Origin of the sequence: Clostridium uliginosum (genome assembly GCF_900112485.1) — a bacterium.
Lineage (GTDB): Bacteria > Bacillota > Clostridia > Clostridiales > Clostridiaceae > Clostridium > Clostridium uliginosum.
The window spans coordinates 99,350-112,109 of the sequence record NZ_FOMG01000003.1 but is presented as its reverse complement, the minus strand read 5'-3'; the positions used below and the strand labels follow the sequence as shown (position 1 = coordinate 112,109).

12 protein-coding genes are annotated in these 12,760 nt (G+C 28.8%); 5 read left to right on the top strand and 7 right to left on the bottom strand.

Going from position 1 to position 12,760, the window contains the following annotated elements; translation table 11 throughout:
• Window position 1: 1 nt before the first annotated feature.
• From BM027_RS03330 to BM027_RS03310, 5 genes are all read right to left on the bottom strand, one after another.
• Window positions 2–985 carry an efflux RND transporter periplasmic adaptor subunit gene (locus tag BM027_RS03330; protein WP_090088778.1) on the bottom strand — a complete coding sequence of 328 codons (984 nt, stop codon included), beginning with the start codon at window positions 983–985 and terminating at the stop codon, window positions 2–4.
• 669 nt (window positions 986–1,654) lie between these two features.
• Window positions 1,655–2,929: an ABC transporter permease gene (locus BM027_RS03325; RefSeq protein WP_090088777.1), complete on the bottom strand. Its 1,275-nt coding sequence runs from the start codon at window positions 2,927–2,929 to the stop codon at window positions 1,655–1,657.
• Complete coding sequence (locus tag BM027_RS03320; RefSeq protein ID WP_090088776.1) at window positions 2,920–3,657, bottom strand: ABC transporter ATP-binding protein; 738 nt, start codon at window positions 3,655–3,657, stop codon at window positions 2,920–2,922. Before BM027_RS03320 ends, BM027_RS03325 begins: the two co-directional genes overlap by 10 nt.
• Window positions 3,650–5,107, bottom strand: a complete 1,458-nt coding sequence (locus tag BM027_RS03315; protein WP_090088775.1) for an efflux RND transporter periplasmic adaptor subunit — start codon at window positions 5,105–5,107, stop codon at window positions 3,650–3,652. The genes BM027_RS03320 and BM027_RS03315 overlap by 8 nt, the downstream gene beginning before the upstream one ends.
• 18 nt (window positions 5,108–5,125) lie before the next feature.
• On the bottom strand, window positions 5,126–6,328 hold the full coding sequence (locus tag BM027_RS03310) for a coiled-coil domain-containing protein (RefSeq protein WP_090088774.1): 1,203 nt from the start codon (window positions 6,326–6,328) through the stop codon (window positions 5,126–5,128).
• A gap of 817 nt (window positions 6,329–7,145) precedes the next feature.
• Here BM027_RS03310 and BM027_RS03305 point away from each other — a divergent pair.
• Entirely contained in the window at window positions 7,146–7,958 is an 813-nt protein-coding gene (locus BM027_RS03305; RefSeq protein WP_090088773.1) for an alpha/beta fold hydrolase, read from the top strand.
• Window positions 7,959–8,293: 335 nt separating this feature from the next.
• Here the strand turns inward: BM027_RS03305 and BM027_RS18155 are convergent, their stop codons facing one another.
• The gene (locus tag BM027_RS18155; protein ID WP_090088772.1) at window positions 8,294–8,455 is read right to left on the bottom strand and encodes a hypothetical protein; all 162 of its coding nucleotides are present in this window, start codon (window positions 8,453–8,455) and stop codon (window positions 8,294–8,296) included.
• A gap of 514 nt (window positions 8,456–8,969) precedes the next feature.
• Between BM027_RS18155 and BM027_RS03295 the strand changes: the two genes are divergently transcribed.
• The 4 genes from BM027_RS03295 (at window position 8,970) to BM027_RS03280 (ending at window position 12,179) form a co-directional block, all read left to right on the top strand.
• Window positions 8,970–9,683, top strand: a complete 714-nt coding sequence (locus BM027_RS03295; RefSeq protein WP_090088771.1) for a DNA alkylation repair protein — start codon at window positions 8,970–8,972, stop codon at window positions 9,681–9,683.
• A 245-nt stretch (window positions 9,684–9,928) separates the two neighbouring features.
• Window positions 9,929–10,747: a purine-nucleoside phosphorylase gene (locus BM027_RS03290; protein ID WP_090088770.1), complete on the top strand. Its 819-nt coding sequence runs from the start codon at window positions 9,929–9,931 to the stop codon at window positions 10,745–10,747.
• Between the two features lie 78 nt (window positions 10,748–10,825).
• Window positions 10,826–11,503, top strand: a complete 678-nt coding sequence (pnuC, locus tag BM027_RS03285) for a nicotinamide riboside transporter PnuC (RefSeq protein WP_090088769.1) — start codon at window positions 10,826–10,828, stop codon at window positions 11,501–11,503.
• Window positions 11,504–11,537: 34 nt separating this feature from the next.
• On the top strand, window positions 11,538–12,179 hold the full coding sequence (locus BM027_RS03280) for a Crp/Fnr family transcriptional regulator (RefSeq protein WP_090088767.1): 642 nt from the start codon (window positions 11,538–11,540) through the stop codon (window positions 12,177–12,179).
• 222 nt (window positions 12,180–12,401) lie between these two features.
• Here the strand turns inward: BM027_RS03280 and BM027_RS17960 are convergent, their stop codons facing one another.
• Window positions 12,402–12,506: a putative holin-like toxin gene (locus BM027_RS17960; RefSeq protein WP_139209529.1), complete on the bottom strand. Its 105-nt coding sequence runs from the start codon at window positions 12,504–12,506 to the stop codon at window positions 12,402–12,404.
• Window positions 12,507–12,760: the final 254 nt, after the last annotated feature.

The following is a 12,760-nucleotide window of genomic DNA, read 5'->3' as shown; positions in this document are numbered from 1 at the left end:
TTTATTCCTTTAGTCCAACTTCTGCAAACATACCAGGTTTCAATTGGGCATTGGGATCTGATAAAGTTACCTTAACTAAAATATTTCTACTTTGAGAATTTAATTTTGAATTTATAACAGCTATTTTTCCTTCAAATACTGTATCTGGTACTTCAGATACTTTAACAGCTACGTCTTGTCCTTCTTTTAGCTCACTTATAATATCTGATGGTGCATAAGCATTTACAAATAAAGTGCTAGAATTAGAGATTGAAACAAGAGTTGCACTTGGTGATGCCATTTCGCCTATATTAATATTTTTAGCATTTACTACACCTGAAATTGGTGCTGTAATAGTTCCATTACTTAAAGCTGTTTGTGCAGTCTTTAAAGCTGCTTCAGCTTGTTCTACCTGAGCTTTGTAAACATCTATACTAGTTTCTGTTGCACCATTTTTCAACATATTTAACTGTTCTTGCGCTGATTTCTGTTGTGCCTCTGTAGCAACAAGTTGTTGCTCTGCAGACTCAAGTTGCTGTTGCGTATTTGCTTCGGCTTCAACTAGAGTTTTTGTACGTTCATAATTCTTTTTAGTAACTTCATAACTTTCAGTTGCATTATCTAGAGCTGCTTGTGCTTGTGCTATCTGTTCAGGACGCGTACCATTAGTAGCATTAACTAAGCTTGCTTTAGCAGTATTTACTGCTGCTTGTGCTTGGTTCACCTGTGCCTGTAAATCCTGTGTATCTAATTTAATAATAGTATCTCCCTTATTTACATTTGAGCCAATATTAACTGATACTTCAGAAACTCTTGCTGAAATCTTTGAAGCTATATTTGCCTCATCATTTGCTGCAATTTTTCCAGCCATTATGTATTGATTTTTAGTGTTTTGCTGAGTATTTTCAGTAGTCTGTAAATTACTATCTACACTTGTGCTGTTTGTAACGCTACAACCACTTAAAATCATTGCTGCAATTAAACAAACTAAAGTAATTTTTTTCATATTATTCCTCCTTATGTTAATTGTTTTTATACGTATTGTTCGTGTACTAACATTGCGTATTATACAATAATTTATAAATATATTCAAGAATATTAGTCCATTTATTCATATAAAACTTTTATATGGAAAATACTTTCTATAATACTGGTATACTTTTACTGTTTGAAATATCATAAGATTTTTGTGCCATATCTAAACTTTGTTTAGCTTTATATAATCTATTCAACGCAAAAACAAGTATTTGCTATTATTCCCAAAGAATATGCCAATACTTGTTTTGGTATCTCTTATTTATATAATTAATAATTTTCGCTATGTTTTAGAAAAGTGTTGATATTGTTATATAAGAGCGAACTGGCATTAAAATTTGCTTTTTAGAACTCTTAAGTGAGAGTCCAAATTTTATATTTGGTTCCTCGAACTTACTCAGCGAACGAATGTGAGTCGAGTTTCATTGAATATTAGTCCTATTAATTGCTTGTCACAATCTGTGATTGGGAGCATGCATTAATAGGACTAATATTCATTTTAGAGTTCTTAAAGTAAATTTCACCGTCCATGAACTTTATATAACAATATCAACACGCTTTTAAAGCAAAACCATAATTTTAAGTATAAAAAATAGACTACCGTTTATATTGATAGTCTATTAATACTTATTAATTCTTCCTATTCATATCTCAAAGCTTCAATTGGGTCAAGACTTGCTGCTTTTTTAGCTGGATAATATCCAAAGAACACACCAATCGCCATTGAGAATGTGAAACTTATTAAAATTGTACTTATTGATATTGCTATTGGTGCCTTTAATAGGATACAGGCAATTACACCAAATCCTATTCCTAATGTTATCCCTATAATTCCACCAATTGCACATATTATAATTGATTCTGTTATAAACTGCATTTTTATATAACTGCTTTTAGCTCCAAGAGCTTTTCTTGTTCCTATTTCTCTTGTTCTTTCTGTAACAGATACAAGCATTATATTCATTACTCCAATTCCTCCTACAAGTAATGATATAGCTGCAATTACAGATATAGCTAAAGATATCATTTGGAGTGCTGATGTAAAAGACTCAACTTCACTTTTAGCACTATAAACATATGTTGTCCAATTTTTATTATTTTTATATAATTTTTCTAGATATTTTTCCATATCTTTTACAAGTTTCTCTGAATCAACATTATTATTTGGTTTCACTGTTAAATATGAATAGTTCTTATTTTTTTGTGATGCTTTAGCTGTAGTTACAGGAATATACAGATTGGTTTGTCTATCTTTTTCTGATGATGTCATTCCACCATCACCTCCAAATGGAGAAGCTTCATATTTGTATATACCTACAATAACATATGTTTCAACAGTATCTTGAGCATAGAATTTAATTTCTTTACCTAATGGGTCACCCACGCCCTTAAACATATTGGCAACAAGCTTATCTGAAACGACAGCACTTTTTCTACTTCCTTTAAGATCTTTATCTGAAATGAATCTTCCATTAATCATCTTAACATTCCTGACATCTTTATATCCATCATTTACGCCTGTAATACTTACATTAGCATATAAATATCCATCCTTTATTTTACCTTGTTCTTTCCTCTCTGTTAAAGCTATATTACTAACTCTATCACTAAATGTTTCCTTAAGTGAATTTATTTGTTCAGTCGAAATAAGGTCATTATCTTCTGGTTTTTTAGTTGATCGACTATACATATTTCCTTGTCCATCTTCTGTTTTTTCCGTTATTCCTATTTCAATATTACTAGCACCCATTTCACCCATGGTTTTTGTTACTGAAGAGGTTATTGCACTTCCAATAGAAACAATTGCTATAACAGATGAAATACCTATTATAATTCCAAGCATAGTTAATAAAGAACGCATTTTATTTGACTTTATACCTGCTATTGCAAGCAATATATTTTCTTTTATAAACATACTTTTTCACCATCTGGAAATCTTCTAATGTATTTGTCATTACACTCTTCTGATACTATTCTTCCATCCTTTAATGTTATAATTCTTTCTGTTTCTTCTGCAAGTTCATGATTATGAGTTATAAAGACTATGGTTTTACCTTCTAATTCATGTACCTTATGAAATAAATCCATAACTAATCTTCCCGTTTCTGAATCAAGTGCTCCTGTTGGTTCATCTGCAAGTATTATGCTTGGTTCATTTGCAAGTGCGCGAGCAATTGCAACTCTTTGTTTTTGTCCTCCTGACAATTCATTTGGACGATGAGTCATTCTATCCTCCATTCCAACAAGTTTTAAAAGTTTTTCTGCACGTTCTATTCTTTTCTTTCTATTAAGTCCTGCATAAAGCATTGGTAATTCTACATTTTTTAATGCTGTGCTTCTAGGTATTAAATTAAAAGTTTGAAATACAAATCCTATTTTTTTATTACGTATATCCGATAAATCATTATCGGATACTTCATTAACATCAGTGTTATCTAAAATATACTTTCCTGAAGTTGGTCTATCAAGAGCTCCTATAATATTCATTAGAGTACTTTTACCAGAACCAGATGCTCCAACAATTGATAAAAATTCTCCCTTTTTTATATTTATATCAATACTTTTTAAAATATTTAGTTGATTAGGTGTTCCTATATAAAAGCTTTTTATAATATCACTCATTTCTATTATATTATCACTCAATAGGCTCACCTCCGCTTATTTCAACAATACTTCCAACTGGATAATTTGAAGGATCATTAATTACAAATATACCATCTGAAATTCCTTCTCCTGAAATTTCAACATTAAAATCAGACTCCATTCCTATAGTTACTGGAACTTGTTTAATAATATATTTATCTCCCTGTTTTTCTGCGACAAATATGCTCTTGTTATCTCCATCTTGTACTATACTTTCATGTGGTACTGTATATATATCAGATTTCTCATTTAAAATAATATTTACTCTTGCATTCATTCCAACCTTAATTTTATCATTTAAATCTTTCATCTTAATTTTAGCCTGAAAATTAACATTATTGCTTGTTGATTGAGATTCCCCCTGACCTTGTATTTGAGGCACATTATCTTTCTTAGCTATTGATTCAACACTTAAAACCTCTCCGTCTATAGATGTATCCTCTGTTGCATCTGTTTTTATTTCTGCTTTTTGCCCAACTTTAATATTTGAAATATCGATTTCCTTAATATCTACAGTTACAGTTACATCCTCTAAATCTTCTATTTGAAACAAAGATCCCGTACTTGGATTTCCTACAACTGCATTTACAGAAGTAACTATACCATTAACGGGTGCCTTAATTTGACAATCTTCTAACTGCTTTTTCTTACTTTCAAGGGCAATACGTTGACTTTTATTATCATAATTTATCTTTGCTGTTTCATAATTATTTTTTGCAGTGCTTAAATCTGAAGATATTTTGACTTTTGCATTTTCTAATGAAATCACTGCCTTATCATAATCTGATTGTGCATTTTCAAAATCTATTTTAGTTTTATTTAAATCTTGTTGTGAAATTTCTCCATATTGAAGTAATACTTTATTATATTCATAAACTTTTTCTTTATCATCAAGATTAAGTTTTGCTCCCTTTGCAGTAGCATTTGTGTCTGATATTTCTTTATTTAAATCATTATTATCTAAATACAATGCATCTTCATATGCTTTTTTTCTGCTATCAAGTTCTACTTTTGCATTAGCTTCAGTTGCATCAGTAGTTGCAGTTGCTTGTTCAATTTCATTTTTTAAATTTGTTGTATCTAATACTGCTAAAACATCTCCCGCCTTTACAGCATCTCCAACTTTTACATTAACTTCTTTAACCTGGTTATTTAATGTTGTGTATACATTAGTAGACTTTTCACTTTTTACTTGTCCTAAAACATTAATGTTGTTTACAATATTTCCTTTTGAAAGAGCTGTATATTTAATATCCGGCTTTGCTTTAGGCATCATTATCCTACTTATTATGAAAAATAAAACTACAACAGTCACTATACTTAATATAATTGTTGGTTTTTTCTTCAACTTCCACTTAATCCTAAATCGTTTAGTTGACAATCCTTTAGGCGATAATCCTTTATCTTCTAACTTTTCAGTATTCAATTTTTTAGTAAAGAGTTTTTTCATTTTAAAATCCCCCCAATCTTAATAACCACTTTTCATTTGTATATAACGTAAATAGTTAACATAAAGATTATTTTTTATAGAAGCAAAGTCTTTTATTTGCTTATCTAATTCAAGATTTAAATCTTCTGTTTGCTTTTTAGATACAAATCCATAATTATATTTAGTTTGCATTACTCCAAAATCATATTGCTTTTGATTTAACTTTTCATTACTACTTTTTATTAAATTATATGAAACCATCAAATTATTATATTGTTTTTGAAAATCTAACTTTACCTTTTCTTTTTCTTGTTTTAAAGAAATTTCAGCATTATCAACATCATAATCACTATCTGATATATCTTCTGCTTCATCAAGTTCAATATCTTTTATCTGAACTGATACATTATCTTCAAGCATTTTATCCAAATCATTTTGAAAGTTAATCTTTGAAATCTTATCAAGATCAGCATTAATATCATTAATAAATATAATTGTTGTTTTAAGTGGTACCCCAAGTGTTAAGTGTAAATTTTTAAGTTCTGTTTCTTCTTTATTAGTTAATTCTTTTGAATCATTATCTAAATCTGTATTATCTCTTGCATGAGTATCATATTCTTTCTTTGATATGAAACCCATTTCATATTTAGTCTTATAAACTTCATTTTGATTGTTTTGAGATTTAATATCAGCTTGCTTTGTCTCTTTTTTTGATAAAGTATCTAAATAATCTATATATTGTTTTTGTGCACTAAATACTGATTGCTTTACCTTTTGATCATACTCAACTCTAGCCTTTTTTAAATCATACCTAGCTTTATCTTTCTCCTCCTTAGCTGTACTTATTTTTTTCTTAATTCCTTCTAAACTATCATTATCTGTATCCTTATGTTCTTTTGAATCAGTTGGACTTGATGTTGGGCCTACTGTTGTAGTTCCTGTCCCAGGATTTATTCCTGCATCAGATGTACTTGCTTTGTTATTTGACTCAGTGATTTTATCTTCAAGCTTGTCCCTATCATCTTCTAGATCTTTTATTCTATCAACAAGATCATCATAATCCTCTTCTGCCTTGTTAAGATTATTATCTAAGATTTCTAAATCAGGACTATACTTAAGCATAATTTCTTCTATATTTTCAAGTGATACTTTAATAGTGTTATTAGTTGCAGCTTCCGCCCCTGATATATTCAGTAAAATCAAAAGCATGCTTAAAATACATATCATTATTTTCTTCAACATTAATTTCCCCCTTTTTTACCTTATAATTTATTTAAATCCATTTTTTAGTATATCATTTTATGTATAAGTAAATCTAAAGTAAATCTAAAATAAATCTTAATAAAACATTAATTTTTTTATATTAATTATTCACTATGTTTTAACAGAGTGTTAATATTTTTATATAACAATATCAACACGGCTTTAAAACAAATCCTAATTATTAAAAAAGGGGCTGTCTCATAATACAAATCATTTAATGATATGATGTATATTCAAAAAAAGAAATAGAAATAACATTTGTGGAAGAAGCATTGAAAAATAAGCTTAGAGTTTCTTCATTTGAAGTTGTTCCATAAATGATTGTACTAATGCATATTAGGATCAATCTTTTATGGGTACAACTTTAAATGTTAGAAAATTTCAGGCATATTCAATAAAATAACAAGTCAGTATGTTAGTCTATTTTGAGTGATACTGCGTCAGTAATATTAGCTAATAGTCTACTATTAGCTAATATTACTTCCTTGTCTGACTCAAAATATACATCACATCTTTGACTTGTTATTTTGTTTCATATGCCTTAGCGAAATTTTTCTAGTCTTCTTTAATAAATGTTATTTCTATTTCTTTGTTATTACTTCACTTGGTAATTTTGAGACAATCCCTTATTTTTTTACAACATTCTTACATTATGAATTAATAATGCTCTGTTTTAATATAGTGTTGATATTGTTACATATTGTGAAGCGTGCTAAAGAATTAGCTCAGTCATTCATAAATTTATGATGAGCTAAATAAACTAGTAATATAGTTATTTCTTTATTGGAGGTTATAAATGAGCTACTATATTAAAGTAGAACCTAATGTGAAAATTTATGTAGAGGATCTTAACCCTGACGGCAATAAGACAATCTTGTTTTTACATGGTTGGCCTGGAAGCCATAAGCTGTTTGAATATCAATTTGACCAGCTTTCGAAGAAAGGATACAGGTGTATTGGAATAGATACAAGAGGATTCGGTGATTCAGATAAGCCTTATAATGGCTACGATTATAATACGTTGTCAGACGATGTTAGATATGTAATTGATGCACTAAATTTATATGATATTACACTTGCAGGACATTCAACTGGAGGAGCAATAGCCATTAGATACATGGCCCGCCATAAAGGCTATGGGGTATCAAAGCTCGCTCTTTTTGCTGCAGCAGCACCAAGTCTTATTAAGCGTCCTAAATTCCCTTATGGTTTAGAAAAAGAAACTGTTCTACAAATTATTCAAGGAACATATACTGATCGTCCTAAAATGCTTCAAGGTTTCGGCGATATATTTTTCTATCAACATATAACTGAAGCCTTCTCAGATTGGTTCTTCCAATTAGGTTTACAGGCAGCAGGGTGGGCAACTGCAGCCATTGCAAATACTTGGATAAATGAAGTACTGTTTTCTGATCTAGAAGCAATAAATGTTCCAACTTTAATTATCCATGGCGTTCATGATAAAGTTGTACCTTTTGAGCTAGGACAAATACAAGAACAAAATATTAAAAATTCAAAACTTATACCATTTAAATGCAGTGGTCATGGATCTTTCTATGATCAGCGTGAGAAATTCAACGAAGAATTGATGAAATTTATTGAAGAATAAAGTTTTTGAAATATAGAGAGTCTTAATAAAAATCTTAAAAATAAATAATTAATTTAAATTCCGTATTATTTCAGAAAAAGATTAGCAGTAGATTTAAAATAAAAAATCCTGATTTAGAAATTATTAATATAGATTAGAATTAATACAAATTCCAATTTGTCATATTGAAATTAAAACTTTTAAATAAAAAAAATTATATAGGTTTATTTTTTATAAAAACTTGATATAATATAAATAAGAAAAGCTTAGTGCTGGTAACACTAAGCAATCCTTAGAACATTTATTTTGTTTTAGGGCTATTGGATGAAATTAATAACGTTAATTAAGAAAAGGTGCTAATCTTCGTTGGATGGAGCACTTTTTTCTTTGCTTTTAACTTCTATGTCAAGACCAAGAAACTTAATCTTAATTTTTAAGTTATGTATAAAAAGATTATGCTTTAAAACTAATTTTATTACATAAACAATAGCTACACATTTTATAAAAGTATCAAACATATCCAATACCACCCCCTAGCTATAGTGAAATAATTCACCAATAGTCCAGGAGGATAAAACGTTCAAAACCTCCGCAGCCATCCTACTACGGCATTTCTATATTCTAACTTGGATATTATACCATAATTATGTAGAATGAATATAGGGGTATTAATTGGAAAAACCTTACTTGGAGTAGTTACGGAGAAGCATATCATAAGTAAAGGATAATAAGTGAAATAGAGGATATAGTCATGTGGTTTATAAATTTAAATAAAAACAATTGTTTATTTTTTGTTAAAAATTGATATAATATAATTAAATAGTAGCAAAATAAAAATAGGGAAAAACATACTGGAATATGTTTTAAGCCCTATAGTATATAATTCTAGTTGCTTAAGCAACTGGTATCACTATAATTTTTGTAAATTTAAAAAATTAGTAGCTTCCAAATTGCGTGAGGGGCTACTATTTTTTTGAGATTTTTTCTATAAGAATCACTTTCAGATTTAAGAAAAGCATTGGAGGGAAAATAATGACTTGCGATGAAGTTGTTTCAGAATTGAAATCATTAAGTTCAGAGAAATATAAAGCAAATGTTATCAAAATGGGGATACCAGAATCTAGTAGTATAGGTGTTTCTACTGGAGATATTCGCAAACTGGCTAAGGGTATTGAAAAATCAAATGAATTTGCATATGAGTTATGGAGGACAGGCTATCATGAAGCAAAACTATTAGCAGTTCTTGTTTTTGATAAGAAGCATATTTCATTACATAGTGTTGAACAATTGATGAATGATGTTTGTTCGTGGGATTTGTGTGACCATCTATGTAAAAATCTTATTATAAAATTAAAAGGTTATAAAGAACTTGTAGAAAGCTGGTGTAATTCTAAAGAAACATATACCAAAAGAGCAGCGTTTACTCTAATGGCTTCTGCTGTTATACATGAAAAATCAATATCAGAAGATATTATTGACAACTACCTAAAGCTTATATCTGAATATTCCAATGATGAGCGTGAACATGTTAAAAAAGCAGTTTCATGGGCATTAAGAGAAATAGGAAAAAGAGATTATAAATATCAAGAAAAAGCAATACTATTAGCTTATGAACTAAAAGAAAATGGAAATAAGTCGCAAGTATGGATTGCAAAAGATGCATTAAAGGAACTTGAAAAATTAGTAAGAGTTGAAGGGAGAGGGCGTTTAATATCTTCGGATTCAAAAATGGGAAAAGAGTGCTAAATTTTAAGTTGCAGAGCAGATTATAAATGGTATTATCACGTCTAAAAATTTAATGTACTAGAAAGAGTTATCACTTGCTACTGATACGGTGAACCATATCATAAGTAAATGCGAACTTTACTAAAATTGCAAGAAGATCTTGCTCATTTTTAAGCACTATAACTCTTGGACAAATGTCCTTGAAAACATTTACTATATATTTGATAATGAACATGTAATATAAATAAATGTTGAGGAGAATTTGTATGAATTTATCAAAAGAAATAAAGGAAGCATATGAATACATAAAATCTAAGAGTAAATACAATCCTAAAATAGGCATAGTTTTAGGAAGTGGTTTAGGTGATTTAGCAAACGAAATAGAGGATGCTGAATATTATAAATATAAAGATATACCTAATTTCACAGTACCTACAATTGATGGTCATGAAGGAACTTTAATTATTGGTAAGCTACATGGTAAAGAAGTTGTAGCTATGAAGGGAAGATGCCACTACTATGAAGGGCATTCAATGCAAAGGATAACATTACCTATTAGAGTTATGAAACTTTTAGGAGTGGAAGTGCTTATTGTAACTAATTGCTCTGGACAAGCTAAGGAATCAATTGAAGCAGGGGATTTAGTTGTAATTAAAAACCATTTGAATTTTACAGGACATAATCCATTAATAGGGGAGAACCTAGAAGAGTTCGGAGACAGATTTCCAGACCTTGCATATCCTTATGATAATGAATTGAGAGAGAAAGCTAAAAACATTGCTAAAAAGTTAGATATAGATCTTAAAGAAGGAGTATATGCAATGTTTCCAGGACCAAGCTATGAAACAGCTTCTGAAACTTTAATGGCATCAGCGTTAGGTGCTGATGTTGTTGGAATGTCAACTGTTCCAGAAGTAATAGTAGCTAATCATTGCGGTATTAAGGTTTTAGGATTTTCAGGGGTACCGTGTTTAGCAGCTGCATATTCAGATGCAGAGATAAGTCATGAGGAAGTCTTAAAAAACTTTAAAGGTATTGCTGAAAAATGTACAGCCATAGTAAATGAATTTTTAAAAGAATTTTAAATTAAGAGAGATGCTTTAAGTAATTGTTTTTACGTTTAGTTAAAAAGTTAAATAATGAACTAGAGAGGGATTTAAATTATGAATTTTATGAAAAAATGTGCTAATTATACTTGTAGTTCCATATTTGTAATAGCATCATGTGCGATTTGTTTAATTGTTGGATATATAATAGGTTCAAGTCCTATAGAAATTTTTGCATCAGTAATGGGAATAATCAACGTATGGTTATTATCAAAAGAAAAAGTATCAAACTTTATTTTTGGAATTATTACCGTGCTAGCATATTTATACATATACTATAAGACTGGACTTTATGCATTAGCTATTTTGGCATGCTGCCAAGTTGGATTTAATATGTATGGTTGGTATTACTGGGTTAAGAACTCAGACAAAGAAGCTAATGTTGTAACATCAGGTTTAACTAAAAAAGGACAAATAATATGGAGTGCAGTTATCTTAATAGCATGGGCTGTTTGGGGATATGTAGAAATTAATATACTTCATGCTCAAAACGCTATTTTAGATAGTTTGACAGCTGTATTGGGATTAGTAGCTCAATATTGGTTAAGTAAAAAGTTATATGAAAACTGGATTTTGTGGATATTAAGCAACTTATTGTTTATAATTATATATATATTAAACGGATATTATGTAATGTTGATTCTAGTGGTAATACAATTAATATTATCAATTGCAGGATTATTAGAATGGCATTCAAGTTATAAAGAACAAGGTGAAAATAAGTTAACACTATAGAAGAATAAAATTATTTTTATGGGTGATGTATTATATGAAAAGTTTCGAATTAATAAATTTTATAAATAACTGTCCAAGTGAAATAAAAAAAGAACTAAAAAATAAAGAAGTTAATTTTGGAGAAAAATTATTAATTCAAAATGAAGAGTGTAAATATGTTTATATATTATTAGATGGAAAAATTAAAACATATCATACTGATTTTACAGGAACTATATATGTAGAGGACATTGATGCTGAACCTACTATTTTTGGTGAATTAGAGGCATTAATTGATAGAGAAGTAGTTACAACAGTAGAGACAATATCATATTGTAAAATTTTAGAGATTAGCAAAGAAGGTTTTATTAAATGGATGGAATTAGATAATAAGTTTTCATTATTTATTAGTAAGTTAATTGCAGAAAGAAACTATGACTGTTGTAAAAGAGAAAGAATAAATGCTTTTTACCCTCTAAAATATAGAGTTATGTACACAATATTAAACACAATTTATAAAAATAATTTAGGAATTACTAAAGATTTATTAGTTGAAGGTGTAGGATCTAATATTAGAAGTATAAATAGAATAATAAATCAATTAGTTCAAGAAGAAATTTTAGAGTATAAATCAGGAATAATAACAGTAAAATCAATAGAGAAGCTAGAGAATGAAGTAGATTATTATAAACCTTAAATAATTTACAGAAAATAAATGTATTAATAAAAAATAATTGTTTATTTTTTATTAAAAGTTGATATAATATAAGTAAATAGAAGCAAAATAAAAATATGGCATAAAGCATATTGTAGTATACTTTATACCATACAATATATAATTCTAGTTGCTTAGGCAACTGGTATCACTAAAATTTTTATTTAGTAAAAATGGTAGCCATCCAATTGCGAGTAGGGGCTACTATTTTTTTGAGATTTTTTCTATAAGTAACACTATAAATGTTAACAGTGCTATTAAGAATATACCTGCTGTAAATAGTAACATTAAATTATTATCGTTACTCATATGTATCACCTCCCTTCTAAAAAAGAGGTAAGTGATACCAGTAGCCCACAAAGAACTTATTGAATTATACACAGAAATTATAACATAAATATCCAATAGTTACCATAGAAGATAAAGGCAAGAACTGTTCCAACAAGAAGGAATTTTAGATAGGGTCATCTATTTACTATGTTTATTATTTGCAAACAAAAAGTGAGCATTTTCGATAATAGCCTAAAGCATGATATAAGTTGCTTTAGGCTATTATCTATTAT